This is a genomic window from Nesterenkonia populi (genome assembly GCF_007994735.1).
Classification (GTDB): domain Bacteria; phylum Actinomycetota; class Actinomycetes; order Actinomycetales; family Micrococcaceae; genus Nesterenkonia; species Nesterenkonia populi.
Genome location: NZ_VOIL01000001.1, coordinates 1,453,374 through 1,469,480, shown reverse-complemented (window position 1 = coordinate 1,469,480; position 16,107 = coordinate 1,453,374). Strand labels below are relative to the sequence as shown.

At 66.3% G+C, this 16,107-nt stretch carries 11 protein-coding genes; 8 read left to right on the top strand and 3 right to left on the bottom strand.

Annotated features, from left to right (window positions below; translation table 11 throughout):
• Positions 1-39 precede the first annotated feature (39 nt).
• A complete protein-coding gene (locus FWJ47_RS06765) occupies positions 40-960 on the top strand; it encodes a lysylphosphatidylglycerol synthase transmembrane domain-containing protein (RefSeq protein WP_170228515.1) in 921 nt (306 codons plus the stop codon).
• A gap of 38 nt (positions 961-998) precedes the next feature.
• On the opposite strand, the gene FWJ47_RS06760 is transcribed toward FWJ47_RS06765, so the two are convergent.
• On the bottom strand, positions 999-1,853 hold the full coding sequence (locus FWJ47_RS06760; RefSeq protein WP_211358981.1) for an endonuclease/exonuclease/phosphatase family protein: 855 nt from the start codon (positions 1,851-1,853) through the stop codon (positions 999-1,001).
• Between the two features lie 286 nt (positions 1,854-2,139).
• Here FWJ47_RS06760 and FWJ47_RS06755 point away from each other — a divergent pair, with 286 nt between their 5' ends.
• The 3 genes from FWJ47_RS06755 (at position 2,140) to FWJ47_RS06745 (ending at position 7,325) form a co-directional block, all read left to right on the top strand.
• Entirely contained in the window at positions 2,140-3,606 is a 1,467-nt protein-coding gene (locus FWJ47_RS06755; protein WP_170228514.1) for a glycosyltransferase family 2 protein, read from the top strand.
• 95 nt (positions 3,607-3,701) lie between these two features.
• Positions 3,702-6,770, top strand: a complete 3,069-nt coding sequence (locus FWJ47_RS06750) for a helix-turn-helix transcriptional regulator (protein WP_147105907.1) — start codon at positions 3,702-3,704, stop codon at positions 6,768-6,770.
• A 159-nt stretch (positions 6,771-6,929) separates the two neighbouring features.
• Entirely contained in the window at positions 6,930-7,325 is a 396-nt protein-coding gene (locus tag FWJ47_RS06745; RefSeq protein WP_147105904.1) for a hypothetical protein, read from the top strand.
• 39 nt (positions 7,326-7,364) lie between these two features.
• Here the strand turns inward: FWJ47_RS06745 and ychF are convergent, their stop codons facing one another.
• Positions 7,365-8,462, bottom strand: a complete 1,098-nt coding sequence (ychF, locus tag FWJ47_RS06740) for a redox-regulated ATPase YchF (protein WP_147105901.1) — start codon at positions 8,460-8,462, stop codon at positions 7,365-7,367.
• Positions 8,463-8,666: 204 nt separating this feature from the next.
• On the opposite strand from ychF, the gene betT reads away from it, so the two are divergent.
• From betT to FWJ47_RS06725, 3 genes are all read left to right on the top strand, one after another.
• The gene (betT, locus tag FWJ47_RS06735) at positions 8,667-10,808 is read left to right on the top strand and encodes a choline BCCT transporter BetT (protein ID WP_147105898.1); all 2,142 of its coding nucleotides are present in this window, start codon (positions 8,667-8,669) and stop codon (positions 10,806-10,808) included.
• A gap of 127 nt (positions 10,809-10,935) precedes the next feature.
• Positions 10,936-12,414: an aldehyde dehydrogenase family protein gene (locus FWJ47_RS06730; RefSeq protein WP_147105894.1), complete on the top strand. Its 1,479-nt coding sequence runs from the start codon at positions 10,936-10,938 to the stop codon at positions 12,412-12,414.
• An 18-nt stretch (positions 12,415-12,432) separates the two neighbouring features.
• Positions 12,433-14,007, top strand: a complete 1,575-nt coding sequence (locus FWJ47_RS06725) for a GMC family oxidoreductase (RefSeq protein WP_147105891.1) — start codon at positions 12,433-12,435, stop codon at positions 14,005-14,007.
• Between the two features lie 92 nt (positions 14,008-14,099).
• Here the strand turns inward: FWJ47_RS06725 and FWJ47_RS06720 are convergent, their stop codons facing one another.
• Complete coding sequence (locus FWJ47_RS06720; protein ID WP_147105888.1) at positions 14,100-14,858, bottom strand: histidine phosphatase family protein; 759 nt, start codon at positions 14,856-14,858, stop codon at positions 14,100-14,102.
• A gap of 94 nt (positions 14,859-14,952) precedes the next feature.
• On the opposite strand from FWJ47_RS06720, the gene FWJ47_RS06715 reads away from it, so the two are divergent.
• Positions 14,953-16,107 carry a DNA recombination protein RmuC gene (locus FWJ47_RS06715; RefSeq protein WP_170228513.1) on the top strand — a complete coding sequence of 385 codons (1,155 nt, stop codon included), beginning with the start codon at positions 14,953-14,955 and terminating at the stop codon, positions 16,105-16,107.

Genomic DNA, 16,107 nt, shown 5'->3' with positions numbered 1-16,107 from the left:
CTCGTGAGTCCCTGTGCGCAGGCCGGTTCGAGTCAGGCTGTGCCCCGGGGGCGGCGCACAGCAGCGGCCGGAACGGCTCAGGTGCTTGTCACCGCTGCCATCCTGTGGGTGATCGCGACGCTGTGGGGGCCCGAGGTTTTTTCCGAAGCAGCACGAGGGCTGCCCTGGTGGTCCTTTGCGGCCGCGGGTGCCTTGGGCGGTGCGGGCGTGGTGGCGCAGGCCCTGCGGTGGCGGATAGTCGCCCGTCATCACGATATCGATGTGTCCATCGGTGCGGCTGTCGCCCGGTGCTGGCAGGCAGCGTTCCTCAACAGCGTGCTTCCCGGCGGTGTCGCCGGCGATGCGCTGCGCGCAGCAGATGACAGCACGGATGCTTCAGCAGCATCACGCCGTCGGGCTTTGGCGAGGGGTTTCGCATCCATGGCGGCCGAGCGGCTGGTCGGGACTGCGGTGGTCTTCTGCGCCGCAGGCGCGGTGCTGCTTCCTCGTGCTCCGCTGCCGGCGGCAGGGTGTCTGCTGGCAGCGTTGGCCGCGGCGGGCATCGCCAGTCGATGGCTGCGGCGTGTGCCTGCCCGGCAGATCGTGCAGGTGGTGGCACTGTCAGTGCTGGGGTGGATGTGCTTCGCCGCTCTCTTCGTGCTGTCTGCCGCTGTGCTTGAGCCGGAGGCGCCGGCGTCGGTGCTCTCCAGCTCTGCGGCCGTGGCGCTGGCAGGCATGTCTGTTCCCTTAGGGGTGGGCGGCTGGGGCCTGCGGGAGGCAGCCGCCGCCTGGAGCTTCTCCATCAGCGGGCTCTCCGCCGCAGACGGCGTCAGAGTCTCAGTGGGCTACGGCGTGCTGGCTCTGGCGTCGACTCTTCCCGGCGCTGCCGTTCTGGCCCTCAGGGTCCTCCCGCGCCTGCGGCGGGCCCGCTCCGTCGCTGCAGGACGGGCGCAGCGAAGCTCACATCCGCCGCGGCAGTAGATCCCGTGGCCCGCATCGGCTCTGTGCACGATGCGGCATCAGGCCAGGCGCACCGTGGCCTGCACGGGCAGGTGGTCGGAGGCCCAGCCGCCAGCGGCATGGGCGGTGTTGATCGCGGCGTCGACCACTCGGAACGAGGGGGAGGTCAGAATCCAATCAACGCGACGGCCTGTCGCCCTGGGCTGCCGGTAATGGGCGTAGGTATCCCACTCTCTGCTGAGGCGGTGCTCTGCTGCAGTCCATGCGTCCGCCATCTGGCCAGCGGACTGCAGCTCCGCAAGGGGCCTGCTGCCGGCTCGAGCGTTGAAGTCTCCGGTGATCAGGGTGGGCGCTGAAGCGGCTTGGGCGCTTCTGCTCAGCGCCCGGGCCCCCATGAGCCGAGCCAGCGGGGAAAGGTGATCGAGGTGAGTGTTGATCGCCAGGAACTGCGAACCGGTGAGCCTGTCTCTGAAGATGGCCGAGACCATGATTCGCGGATAGATGCTGGCCCAGGACCTGGAGCCGGGCTTGTGCGGCCTGGTGGAGAGCGCGGCCTGCTCCCAGTGGAGCACCTTGAGCCGATCAGCATCGTAGAGGATGGGATTGCCTTCGCCGCCGCCTCGGGGGCCTCGGCCCTCGCCGAGGGACAGGTAGCCCTCCCCCAGGGCGGACTGCACGAAGGAGGCTTGGTCGGCAAGCGCTTCCTGCACGCCCAGCAGCGTGGGCTGCTCAGCTTCAAGGAGCGTCTGCAGACGCGGGGCGCGTTCCTCCCAGCGGTCTGCCGTCCGAAGGAACGGCGGGTCAGCACGCCGGCGAATATTCCAGCTCATGACGTGCAGGGCCGGCGCCGCGGCCGGGCCGATCAGCGGCTCGGCCTGCCCAGGTCGATGATGCGATGCGTCTGCCGGATCCATATCTGCCCCCTGGCCACGCACTCTACCGGCCCAGGCCGAATGAGCATGAGTGTCCCCTCAATCCCCCGGCACCACTGAGACGCCACCGATGTGACACGTATTACTCGGTGGTGAGCACGGTTTTCTCTCAGTAGCCACCACGGAAAACCAGCGAATACGGATATCCCGGACCGTTTCCGTCCCTAAGTTGGGCTCTGGTTCACCGCTCCCCTGGGGTCCTCCGGACGCTTTTACGGGGAGTCGGATGCCGCTTCGTTCAATCTCCAGAGGGAAAAGGAATCTGCCCATGACCGCCCACACCAGTGAGCTGCTCCCGGCCGCCCGACGTTCGCCTCAGCGCAGTGGCCTCACCATGATGCTCGCCGCGCTCGCCCACAGCCTCCGCAGCACTGTCCAGCGACCTCCCGGCACAGATCTCATCCGTCCCGTCGCACATGTCTCCTGCGTCATTCCCGCCTACAACGAAGAGGATTCCATCCGTTCCGTCCTCGAAGCTCTGCTCACCCAAACCCGGCCGCCCCAGACCATCCACGTGATCGCCAACAACGTCTCCGACGACACCGTCTGGGAGGCGGAGAAGCTCGCCGGATTCTATCGGAGCCGACACAAGAACACTCTCTATGAGACGCAGGTGGTGGTCCATGACATCGGCAATAATGCTGATAAGAAAGTGGGCGCCCTGAATTACGGGTGGGACATTGCAAAAGCCGAAGGCGCGAAATACATCCTCGGCGTTGACGGAGACACCACTCTGCATAAAAAATGTCTCGAATACCTGCTCGAAGAGATGGAAGGCGATACTCGCATCGGCGGGCTCTCTGCGATCTACAGCTTCGACCCGCCCACGTCCAGGAGCCCCGTTCGCCAGTTCCTCGTCGCGGCGCAGAAGGCCCAGTTCGCGGACTTCAACATGGACAACCTGCTGCGCAACCGAAATATGGCCGTGCTCGGCGGACAGGCCAGTCTCTTCCGCGCTGAGGCCCTGCAGACCGCCGCCACCCGATACCACCAGTCCCACCCCTGGACCACCGACAGCGAGGTGGAGGACTCCCTGCTGTCTCTGCAGATCCGTGACGCCGGGTACCTCACCAAAATCAGCAGCCGCGCCCGAGCCAGCGTCGGAGCGATGGAGACGCTCCGGTCCCTCTACGCCCAGCAGGTGAAGTGGACGACCGGCGGCATAGAGCTCATGAAGCATCGGCCTTTCCACCCCAATCTGCGGCTGAGGTGGAAGGAGACCACTTCTATGGTGTTCAACATCCTCTGCCGCCTGCTGTTCGTGGTCCTCCTGGTCACCTCCCTGTCCATCGGCGCGTTCATGTTCCATCCCGTGTGGCTCATCCCTCCGGTGGCCGCTTGGCTTTTGGCTGTGCGCGTCACCTGGTCGATGAAGAACAGGACCGTCTGGGACTGGCTCTACTCCGCGCTGCTCCTCCCCGCGGAGATGTACATGTGGCTGCGGGCCACCTACTTCATCTCTTCCTGGTGGCAGGTGCTCACCAAGGTCGAGCGTGACAACTGGGGCGCTCAGGCCAGCGCCGAATCGGGCCGAGGCGGATCCGGAATGCTGTGGCCCCTTGTGGTGATCACCGTCATCGGAGGCGTGATCGCCTATTCGTGGCAGCAGCTCACCGCAGAGCAGCAGGCAGGAGTCATCTCGATGGGATGGCCGATCCTGATGGTGATCACCATCGCGCTGACCATCGGAATGCTCACCAAGGTGCTCCGTCGTCACCGCGGGTTCAGGGTCTAACAATTCTGAAGAAATGACACATCGCAACAGTATCTTTACGGCAAGAAAGGACTTACTATAATCCCAATAGGAGCATCACTCGGGAGACCTCCATTATGGCGACGCTGCATGACTTTGTTGGCCGCACGGCTGAACTGGCTGCTCTGAGCCGTGCGGCCAGCGAAGTGGAAGCCCAGGGAGAGCCTCGGTTCATCCTCATTGAGGGACCTCCGGGGATCGGGAAGTCGGCGTTGGTCAACGAAGCCGCGAAGGAGACCGGGTGGTGGCGGGCCAACGTATATCTTGATCCCAGCGATCAGCACAAGCCGCTCTACGGAGCCAAACACCTGCTGCGCAAGGAGATGAGAGGAAAAGCCCCCGATGAGCCGGAGGAGCTGGGCCGCTGGCTGCTGGCTTCCCTCGATGCCGCCGCGGAAGCCATGGTGGTCGTCTTCGAAGATCTGCAGTGGGTGGATGAGCCCTCCAGTGACGTGATCTATCAGGTGGTGCGCGAGACCGAGGCTGTCCCCATGTACAACCTGGTCACACTGCGCTCCTCACGGCGCAGGGACCTCCAACGATTCAAGCGCCTGGCCCAGACCCAGGGCGAAGCACTGCACCTTGAGCTGGGCCCGCTCAGCGCCTCGGAGATCCGGGAGATCATCGTGGGCCACACCGGCATGCCGATCAGCGACAGCATTGCCGAGCACATTCTCAGGGCCACCAGCGGCTTCCCGCGGTTTGTGGCGCACATCGCCCAGTGGCTGGCCTCGGCGCCGCCCGGATGGGGCAGGAGAATCGACGATGCGATCTCCGCGACGCATCACGACATCAGCGGGCCTGCCGAGCAGATGCGCGGCATCATGGCCCAGCAGCTGTCCCTCTACAGCCAGCCGGTCCGGAAAGCTGTAGAGCTCATCGCCCTGGCCGGCAAAGGCCTGACTCGAGCCGAGCTGAGCAGAGCAATCGGGGCGCCGACGCCCGCGGAGGAGCTCAATGACATCTGTCTGGTGGTCGTTCACCGTGTGACCGGACGCAAGCAGATCCAGTACCACGTGATCGCAGAGGGCATCGTCGCGCAGCTGGATCCGCTGCACCGAGCGGATCTGCACCGGTGCCTGGCCGAGGTGCTGCCTGCTGACCAGGGGCTGCTGCACCGGGCTCGGGCCGCCGAGCAGGACCTCATCGCAGGAGAGAGCGTCATCGGCCTGGATCAGCTGGTCGAAGAGCTGATGAGCCGCAGCGCTGCGACCGGAGAGATGGGCGATCTGCAGGGCGCATTGGAGTTCAGCCGGGCCGCGGTCAGGATCAGCACCGATGAGCATGTGGTCCAGACCTTTGTCCGTGCAGCCCTCCGGGCCAGGAGCGTGCCGGATCTGCGTTCGGTCAAATGTCTCACCGACAGGCTGGACCGAGGGGTCCTGCGCTCGGGCCTGCGAGCGCTGCTGGCCTTCGACTCGGGGCAGCATGACCGCGGATACGCGGAGCTGGAAAGCGTTGAGCGCCTCGATGGGGCCAGCACCGATGCCCTGCTCATCTTTGCCGAAGCAGTCTGCGCCGCCGGTCGGCGCAATGCCGCCTTCGGCACATACGGCCGTAGCCATGCTCTCCACGCCCGAACCCTGGGTGCTCTCCGACGGGCAGAGGCCCATCTCGCCGAGGCCGATGGCCGAACCCCCTGTCCACAGGCGCGGCTCCGCGCCGATCTGCATGATCTGCGGCTGATCGTCCAGATGTGGCATGTCATCGAAGCCAGAGACTGGCCGGCCGCATTGGCGCGGATCGCCGAGCTGCTCGACGAGGCGCGGGACGCTCGCGGCACCCGGCACGCTCATGCGGTGCTGCACAATGCCCGGGGCGCCCTGATGCGCCAGGCCGGGCTGCGGCCGCTGGCTTGGCAAGAGCTGACCTGGGCTGTGAACCATGCCCAGCACCAAGACGAGGGCGGATCCATCTACGCCAAGGTGCAGCTGACGCTGCTGTATTTTGACGCTGGGCTCTGGGACGAGGCGGAGGCTCTGGCCGCTCAGGCATCCTCCGAGGTGCTGGCCGAATCCGAGGATATGCTCTCGATGATCGCGTACTCTTTGGGCGCACTTGTGCCCCATATGCGGGGCGACGGTGGAGCTTGGAGCCGGGTGCTGGACTCGGTGCGGCAGGCTGGCCGCGAATATGGACCCACCATTCAAGCCGCCAGGCACATGGTCCTCGGCTACGGCGCTGCCGCTGCCGGGGACCACGCTCAGGCGGCCGAGTTCCTGCTGCGCCTGCACGCATCCGCATGGCAGGAAAGCTCAGGCCTGATCAGCACCGTGATGCTGGCTCGCGCCCGGTGCTATCTCGGCCGGACGAGCGCGGTCGAACCGCTGCTCCGAGAGGTCCAACGGGCCCCGCCGGGCTCGCCCCTGACCCGCGAGTATGCTGAGCGGCATATCTCTGGCTTACTGCATTGGGGGCGCGGCCGGCCTGCGGAGGCGGCGGCCGATCTGATCGCCGCAGAAGAGACCGTGGCAGCAGAGCCTCCGCTGCGTCCCGGAATGGTTCCCGATGAGGGAGGCGGGCTGCGCATCTATCGCGCGCTGCTGGCCATGGACCTGGCCCGCCTCGTCCTGGACCACCCAGCTGAGCTGGACAGCTATGCAGAACACGCAGAACAGCTGACGGCCTGGGCGGACGGGCTGTGGCGCAGCTGCGGGGCGGCGCCGCTGCAGCTGCAGACGGAGGAGCTGCTCGCTCAGCTGAGCAGCTCGGAGGACTCACCCGCGCAGACACCGGAGGATGCGCGGTTCGTCCCGGCCTTATCGGCAGTACGGGCTCAGCCTGTCCAGCTGGGCCCGGCAGGCATGCCCTCCTGGGTCAGCGATGAGGCTCATGCCGCCTTGAGCCTGCTCACCTCCCGTGAGCGGGACATCGCACTGCTGGCGGGCGAGGGCCTGGCCAATGCGGAGATTGCAGAGCGGCTGGTGCTCTCTGTGCGGACCGTGGAGACGCATATGAGCAATATCCTGGCCAAGCTCCAGCTCACCTCACGCCGGGCGCTCTACAAGATCCTGCTGCCGCAGCCATACGCAGGGGAAGCACCCCGAGGGGCGTCGCCGGCCGACGGAGCGCCCCTCAGGAGGCAGCAGACGAGACCATTCGGCGCGGGCAAGCCTCACGGGGCACGCCGCAGGAGAAGAGCGTGAGCCCTGGACGGGTCAGGGCTTGTCGCTGAAGAAGGGGATGATCGTCTTCAGCGCCTCTCCGGCGCCGCGGAAGCTCTAGCTGCTCTCAGCTCAGCATCACGGCACAGAGGACACTAGAATCCTCCGGGAGAGCATGGCCGTACGGACAGGAGCAAGGGTATGGGTGATGGGTTCAGCGCTGCAGAAATTGTGATGCTGGTGTTCGGCTGCGTGCTGGCTCTGCTCCTGCTGGTCGGCGGATTCTCCCTGCTCGACAACCTGGACTCAGGAAAGAAGGGGCTGGACAAGCAGGGCCAGCTGCAGCTGCTGGCCGAAGTGACTGCGGAAGCGCACTCCCAGGGAGCGGAGGCCCAGCGCGCTATCGAAGAGCTGCGCGCTTTGGCCCCGCAACTGAAGAAGAAGGACTGGACGGCCTTCGAGAAGCAGTACAAGGAGACCCTCGAGGCGTTCTCCTCGGGGAAAGGGCAGGTGGATGCTCAGATGAAGCACCTGGAGCTGCTGTTCCGCCGCGACCGCGTCATCGGCCAGGCCCGCCGCGAGCTCCGGGGGAAATAGACCTGCCCCAGGGACCTAAGAGAGCGGAAGTGCCCAGGCCTACTTCTTCCCGCCCGAGGCCAGTCCGCTCTTGAAGTCGACCACGTCTCCATCCTTCATGATGTATTCCTTGCCCTCGAGCCGGACCTTGCCCGCGGCCTTCGCACTATTCATGGAACCGGCCGCCACGAGGTCTTCGAAGCTGACTATTTCGGCCTTGATGAAGCCCTTCTGGAAGTCCGTGTGGATCACACCGGCCGCTTCAGGGGCGGTGTCGCCCTTGTTGATGGTCCAGGCCCGGGCCTCCTTGGGCCCTGCTGTCAGATACGTCTGCAGGCCCAGGGTGTCGAAGCCCACTCGGGCGAGCTGGTCCAGACCGGACTCGTCCTGTCCGTTCATCTCCAGCATCTCGGCGGCCTCCTCCGCGGACATGTCCACGAGGTCGGACTCGAACTTGGCGTCCAGGAACACTGCCTGGGCGGGAGCCACGGACTTCCGGAGCTCTGCCTGCTTCTCCTCCGAGCCGAGCACTGACTCGTCTGCGTTGAACACGTAGATCTGCGGCTTGGCCGTCAGCAGGCTGAGCTGCTTCAGCTCTCCCATATCCAGAGAGGAAGACGCTGAGAAGATGGTCTGCCCGCCCTCAAGCACCTTCTGAGCTGCAAGGTAGGCGTCCAGGGTGGACTTCTCGGCCTTCTTGCCCGAGACCTGCTTCTCGAGCTTGGGTATGGCGTTCTCGAGGGTCTGCATGTCAGCGAGGATCAGCTCAGTGTTGATCGTCTCCATGTCGGAGGTGGGGTCCACTCTGCCGTCCACATGAGTGACGTTCTCATCCTCAAAGACGCGCACCACCTGGGCGATCGCGTGGGCCTCACGAATGGTCGCGAGGAACTGGTTGCCCAGCCCCTCCCCCTCGGAGGCGCCCTTGACGATGCCCGCGATGTCTACGAACGAGACCGTGGCCGGGATGATCTTCTGGCTGCCGAAGATCTCCGCGAGCTTGTTCAGCCGTTCGTCGGGCAGGTCGACGATGCCGACGTTCGGCTCAATGGTCGCGAAGGGGTAGTTCGCCGCGAGGATCGTCTGCTTGGTCAGTGCGTTGAAGAGGGTCGACTTGCCCACATTGGGAAGCCCCACGATGCCGATAGTCAGTGCCACGGTCATCCACCCTATCGCGCGGGGAAGAACGTCACGCAGGCGACACTTGCTGAGCACAAGCTCGTAACGCGCTCAAAAGATACTCAGAATTGTTCTAACCTGATACGCACTTCGATTGCTGAAATCACTGGAACCGCCGTGCACTCACCCTGAGGGGGAGAGCTGTGCACACCGATGAGGTAGACAACTGAAAGGAACAGCTTCATGGCGTCCGCGCCCGCAGATACTGATACGTCGGAGGCGAAGCCGGCCGAGCCTGCCGCCTCCCAAGTCCACTGGCCGGTCTTCATCACCTCCGCGGTGATCATCGTTGCCTTCACCGCGATCGCCGCCATTTGGCCCGACGCCACCTACGGCGCCATGGAGAGCGCATTCGTGTGGCTCTCCCAGTACCTGGGCTGGTACTTCGTTCTGACCGCGGCGATCATCGTCGTCTTCGTGCTGATCATTGCGTTCACCCGAGTCGGCAAGACCCGTCTGGGCCCGGACCACTCCAAGCCGAAGTTCAGCCTGTTCACATGGGCATCAATGCTCTTCGCCGCCGGCATCGGCGTGGACCTCATGTTCTTCTCGGTGGTCGGCCCGGCCACCAACTATCTGGCGGGCCCCGGGGGCGCTGAGCCGGAGTCGGTGCAGGCCGCCGAGGAGGCCGCCCTGTGGACGATGTTCCACTACGGCATCCCCGGCTGGGCCATGTACGCCCTGACCGGAATGACCTTCGGCCTCTTCGCCTACCGCTACCACCTGCCGCTGGCGATCCGCAGCGCCCTCTACCCGATCATCGGCAAGCGCGCCCAGGGCGCAGCCGGCGACGCCGTGGAGATCGCCGCGGTGCTGGGCACCATCTTCGGCATCGCCACCAGCCTCGGCATCGGAGTGGTCTTCCTCTCCTTCGGCCTGAACTTCATGTTCGGCATCGAGACGACGACGGCGGTGCAGGCCTCCCTGATCGTGCTGGCGGCCATCGTGGTGACCTTCTCCACCTACTCCGGCGTGGAGAAGGGCATCCGCCGCCTCTCTGAGCTCAACGTGCTGGCCGCCGTCGCCCTGATGCTCTACGTGCTCATCGCCGGCGAGACCATGGCCCTGCTGAACATGCTGGTGAAGAACATCGGCGACTTCTTCGCCATGTTCCCCGGCATGCTCACCGAGACGTTCGCCTTCGAGACCTCTGAGGACTGGCTGTCCTGGGAGTGGATGGAATGGTGGACCATCTTCTTCTGGACCTGGTGGATGGCCTGGTCCCTTTTCGTGGGTCTCTTCCTGGCCCGCATCTCCCGAGGCCGCACCCTGCGCCAGTTCATCATCGGCGTTCTGCTGGTTCCCTTCGCGTTCAACGCCCTGTGGATCTCCATCTTCGGCAACGCGACCGTCACCCGGATGATGGGCGGCGACGCTGACTTCGCCGACGCAGCCTTGGACGCGGAGGGCTCGGGCTACTTCGCGCTGATCGCCGAGTACCCCGGTGCCACCTTCGCCGTGGGCGTCTCGGTGCTGGTCGGCCTGCTGTTCTACGTCACCTCCGCCGACTCGGGCGCCCTGATCCTGGCGAACTTCACCTCCCGAACCAGCGTGGGCAGCGGCGACGGCCCGCCGTGGCTGCGTGTCCTCTGGTCAGTCATCATCGGTGCGCTCACCCTGGTGATGCTGACCCTGGACGGCATCTATACCCTGCAGATGGCCGCGGTGATCCTGGGCCTGCCGCTCTCGCTGGTGCTGTACATGCTCATGCTCAGCGTCTGGCGCGCCCTGCGCATGGAGACCTACGCCCAGGACTCCAAGGAGGCCCAGCTTCCCTCTGCGCTGTCGGAGCGCATCGCCGAGGCCGGGGAGCCCGGGCAGGGCCGGTGGAAGCGGCGCCTGCGCCGCCACATGCACTACCCCACGCCTGATGAGGTGGATGAGTACCTGACCAGCACCGCCATCCCTGCCATCGAAGAGGTGGCCGAGGCGATGACAGCCGCCGGCGCGGATGTCATCTGTGAGCGCGGCACCGTCCCAGAGTCCGGCCTGCAGCAGATCGACCTGCGCGTGGACTTCGGCGATGAGACGGTCTTCAAGTACCAGGCCTACCCGGTGGAGTACGCGGTGCCCAGCTTCGCGCTGAACTTCCGCAATGCCGAGGACACCTACCACCGGGTGGAGATCTTCTCCGCCACCGGCTCCTCCGGGCATGACATCTTCGGCTACTCCAAGGAGCAGCTGATCACCGATGTGCTCGACTCCTACGAGCGGCACCTGACCGTGCTGACCATGAACGAACAGGCGCCCGGTCCCTCTGTGACCCTGGACACTGGAACGATTCCCACCGACTGGGACTCCTCCCGCGTCCGCCCGTCGGACTAGGCGAACCTCCCCCAGCCGCAGTTCCGGCGTCGTGCCCCCTGGTTAGAGTGGAGCACGACGCCGGAAACGCGTCAGACCCGCTTTCCGCGCACCTTTTCACCGAAGCCCCAACCCCAGGAGCATTCCCATGACCGCCACCCTGTTCATCGACGGACAGTGGGTCCCAGCCGCCTCTGGCGAGACCCGCACCATCTCCTGCCCCGCGGACGGCTCCGAGGTGGGCATCGTCTCGGAGGCCGGCACCGCCGACGCCGAAGCCGCGATCGCAGCGGCCAAGAAGGCATTCGACTCCCGAGTCTGGGCAGACACCCCCGCCGCTGAGCGCGGCGACTTCCTGTTCAAGGTCGCCGAGCAGCTCACCGAGCGCAAGGACGAGTTCGCACGCGCTGAGGCCCTCGACACCGGCAAGCGGCTGGTCGAGGCCGAGATCGACATGGACGACATCATCGCCTGCTTCAAGCACTTCGCGAAGCTGGCAGACCAGGACGCCGGCCGCGTGGTCGACGCCGGTGACCCCTCGGTGGTCTCCAAGGTCGTCTACGAGCCCGTCGGCGTCTGCGGAATGATCACCCCCTGGAACTTCCCGCTGCTGCAGGCCGCCTGGAAGCTGGCCCCGGCCCTGGCCGCCGGCAACAGCCTGATCCTTAAGCCCGCCGAGCTGACTCCGCACACCGGCATCCTCATCATGGACGTCTTCGACAAGCTGGGCCTGCCCGCCGGTGCGGCCAACCTGGTCACCGGCCCCGGGGCCACTGCAGGCGCCCCCCTGTCCACTCACCCGGACGTGGACCTCATCTCCTTCACCGGCGGCCTGGTGACCGGCCGCAAGATCATGTCCTCAGCCTCCGAGACGGTGAAGAAGATCGCTCTGGAGCTGGGCGGCAAGAACCCCAACGTGGTCTTCGCCGACGCAGACTTCGACGCTGCGGTGGACAACGCCCTCAACGCCGGCTTCGTCGACTCCGGGCAGGTCTGCTCGGCCGGCGTGCGGCTGATCGTCGAGGAGTCCATCAAGGAGAAGTTCGTCGACGAGCTGGTCCGCCGTGCCGAGAGCATCAGGATGGGCGGCCCGTTCGACGAGAACGCCGAGACCGGCCCGCTGATCAGCGCCGAGCACCGTGAGAAGGTCCACGCCTACGTGCAGAAGGGCATCGGGGAGGGCAACGTGCTGCGCACCGGCGGCCACTTCGGCGGTGAGGAGCACAAGGACGGGTGCTTCTACGCCCCCACCGTGCTCGACAACGTCAAGCGCGGCGACTACGTGGTCACCGAGGAGTCCTTCGGCCCGGTCATCACCGTGGAGACCTTCACCACCGAGGAGGAAGCCGTCGAGACCGCCAACGACACCGTCTACGGCCTCGCCGGGGCCGTATGGACCTCCGCCTCCGGCACCGCCCACCGGGTCTCCTCCCGCCTGCGCCACGGCACCATTTGGATCAACGACTACCACCCCTACCTGCCGCAGGCCGAGTGGGGCGGCTTCAAGCAGTCCGGCGTGGGCCGCGAGCTCGGCATCGCCGGCTTCGAGGAGTACCGCGAGGCCAAGCACATCTACGAGAACACTGCACCGGCCGTCACCGGCTGGTTCCGCATGCCCAACCAGTGAACCTGAAGGAGCACATTCATGGCTGAAGACAAGACTTTCGACTACGTGGTGGTCGGCGGCGGCTCCGCCGGCGCCGCCGTGGCCGCCCGCCTCTCCGAGGATCCCAGCGTTCAGGTGGCCCTGCTGGAGGCCGGCCCCACCGACCAGGGCAAGGACGTCATCCTGCAGCTGAACCGCTGGATGGAGCTGCTGGAGTCCGGATACGACTGGGACTACCCGATCGAGGAGCAGTCGACCGGTAACAGCTTCATGCGCCACGCCCGCGCCAAAGTGCTCGGCGGCTGCTCAAGCCACAACTCCTGCATCGCCTTCTGGGCGCCCAAGGAGGACATGGACGACTGGGAGGCCATGGGCGCCGAGGGCTGGAACGCGGGCACCACCTGGCCGCTGTTCAAGCGTCTCGAGACCAACGAGAACGACGGCGAGCACCACGGCAAGGAAGGCCCCGTGGAGCTGATGAACATCCCCCCGCACGACCCCTGCGGCGTGGCCGTCCTGGACGCCTGCGAGCAGCTCGGCATTCCGCGCGTGGAGTTCAACAGCGGTGAGACCGTCGTCAAGGGCGCGAACTTCTTCCAGATCAACAGGAAGCAGGACGGAACCCGCGCCTCCTCCTCCGTCTCCTACATTCACCCGATCCTGGACCGGGAGAACTTCCACCTGCTGACCGACACCTGGGTCAAGGAGATCACCTTCGAGGGCGAGCGGGCCACCGGTGTGAAGGTGGTGGGCAATGCCTTCGGCAAGACCCAGCAGATCTTCGCCGACAAGGAGGTCGTGCTCTCTGCGGGCGCCATCGACTCCCCCAAGCTGCTGATGCTCTCCGGCATCGGTGACAAGGAGCACCTGGCAGAGCACGGCATCGAGACCAGGTTCCACTCCCCCGGCGTGGGCGCGAACCTGCAGGACCACCCGGAGGTGGTCATCGGCTGGGACGCGGAGAAGCCCATGGTCGAGGAGGGATACCAGTTCTGGGAGATCGGCATCTTCGCAGACACCCTGGAGGGGACCGGCACACCCGACAAGCCGGGCCGCCCCGACCTGATGATGCACTACGGCTCCGTGCCCTTCGACATGCACACGCTGCGTCAGGGCTACCCCACCAGTGAGAACTCCTTCGTCCTGACCCCCAACATCACCCACTCGAAGTCCCGCGGCACCGTGAAGCTGCGCTCCAAGGACCACCGCGACAAGCCGATGGTGGACCCGCGCTACTTCAGCGACGCGGAGGGCCACGACATGCGCGTCGCCATCGCCGGCATCCGGCTGGCCCGCGAGATCGTCGCCCAGCCGGCGATGACCGAGTGGACCGGGCAGGAGCTCTACCCCGGCCAGGACGCTCAGACGGACGATGAGCTGACCGACTACATCCACCGCACTCACAACACCGTCTATCACCCGGCCGGCACTGTCCGGATGGGCGCTGCCGACGATGACATGTCCCCGCTGACCCCGGACCTGAAGGTCAAGGGCGTGGAGGGCCTGCGCGTGGCGGACGCCTCGGTGATGCCGGAGCTGACGACCGTCAACCCGAACATCACCACCATGATGATCGGCGAGCGGTGCGCAGACCTGATCAGGGGCCTGGCATGAGCCGCAGAGCCTGACCCTCTGAGCAGACGAAAGGGGCGTGACCATGAAGGTCACGCCCCTTTCGCGTCTGGGCCTCCGACGCTCGGCCGGGCTCAGTAGATCGCGGCGTCCTCTGCAGCCGCAGGGCTGAGAAGCTCCGGTGAGAGATTGAAGACCCGCAGCAGGGACTGTGCGACGATCTGCTCATCAGTGAGGCTGCGGATGATGCCGGCAGTCTCAGCGTCATCGTCGAACCCGCCCTTGGGCAGGGTGGATGAGACCGGCCCGGCGTGCAGCGGAATGTCCACCACCGAGACTGCACCATTGGTCAGCGGAGCGGTCTGCACGGTCTGCACGAGGCCGAGGCCCTGCAGCAGCACCCGGAGGGAGGCTCCGTGGGAGACGACGACGGCGGTCCGCACCGGGAAGCTGAGGTCCACCGACTCGGTCGGCTCCGCGTCGGCGGCCCTGCGGACAATGTCGAAGAACGCGCCGGTGACCCGCTCCAGCAGCTCCTGGTGGCTCTCCCCGTTCTCCGGGGTGAAATCGCCGCGGCGCCAGGCCGCGAACTCATCAGGGGCCTCTGCCCGCACGTCCTTGCCGCGCCGGCCCTCCCAGACCCCGAGGTTGCGTTCGATCAGATCCGCCCGGATCTCCGGCTGCAGGGACAGGCGGAACTCCTCGTAGGTCTGCTGCGTGCGCTGCAGCGTGGAGACATACGCCTGTGCGGGGTTCTGCTGGCGGATGAAGCCGCCGGCGATCCGCCCCTGGGTCCGCCCCTCCTCGTTGAGGGCGATGTCAGTGCTGCCCTGCATCCGCCCGTCGTTGTTCCAATCGGTCTGCCCGTGGCGGACCAGCAGGATCCTGATCATGGAGCTCCTCGCTGCTGCGGTCGATATGTTGCCGGGACAACCCTACGCGAGCCGGTCATGGGCCGTGTCACAGCCGCGTGGCACTGTAGGTGCCATGGAATGGAGCTCTCTTCTGACCGGACTGATCCTGGGCCTGCTCGTGGGGGCCGTCGCCGCCGCGGCGGCGGTGTTCGTGATGCTGCGCGGCAGGCACGACGCCCACGGGGCAGCGCTGCGGCAGGAGGCGCGGCAGGCGGAGCTGCAGCGTGCCGAGGCCGAGCAGCGTGCCGCCTCTGCTGAGGGCCGGCTCTCCGAGGTGGAGCGGCAACGATCAGCAGAGGCCGAGTCCGCCCGTGAGCGGGAGTCGCTGCTGGAGATGCTCCACCCGGTCCGTCAGGGGGTCACGGAGGTGCAGCGGAAAGTGGCGGAGCTGGAGAGGGAGCGGTCCGCCCAGCATTCCAAGCTGTCCGAGCAGCTGGCCTCTGCGGCGCAGAACGACGCCCGGCTCCTGGAGTCTACGCAGGCGCTTCTCGGCTCCCTGCATTCCACTACGGCACGCGGGCACTGGGGCGAGGTGCAGCTGCGCCGAGTGGTGGAGGCCTCCGGGATGCTCCCTCATGTGGACTTCGCCGAGCAGCCCAGCGCCGCCAACCGGGATGGCGAGACGCTGCGCCCGGATCTGTTCGTGAAGCTGCCGGGCGGCCGCACACTGGTGATCGACGCGAAGGCGCCGTTGAGCGGCGCCGATCCGCAGGCCCAGGCCAAGGCGCTGCGCTCCCGGGTCGAGGAGCTTGCGGGCAAACGGTATTGGGAGGCGGCGGATCTCTCCCCCGAGGTCGTGTTCTGCTTCCTTCCCGCGGAGTCGCTGCTGTCCTCCGCCCTGGAGACAGACCCGGGCCTGCTGGACCATGCGGTGGCCCGTGGGGTCACCCTTGTCTCCCCCGCGTCCCTTCTGGCCGCGCTCAAGGCGGTGGAGGCTGCTTGGCGTCAGGAGCGCCTGGCGGCCAACATCGCTGAGGTCATCGACCATTCACGGGAGCTCCACCGGCGGCTTGAGAGCATGGGGCAGCATCTGAGCACCACCGGGAACCGACTGCGGCAGGCGGTGGAGGCCTACAACTCCCTGATCGGCAACATCGAACGCCGCGTCCTCCCCCAGGTGGAGGCGATGGGCCAGCTGGAGGCCGCAGAGAACGAGCCCCAAACAGCTCTGACCCCGGCGGAGGTCACCGCCGAGGTCAGAGAGCCGGGTCCCAGGCTTCAGCCGTGA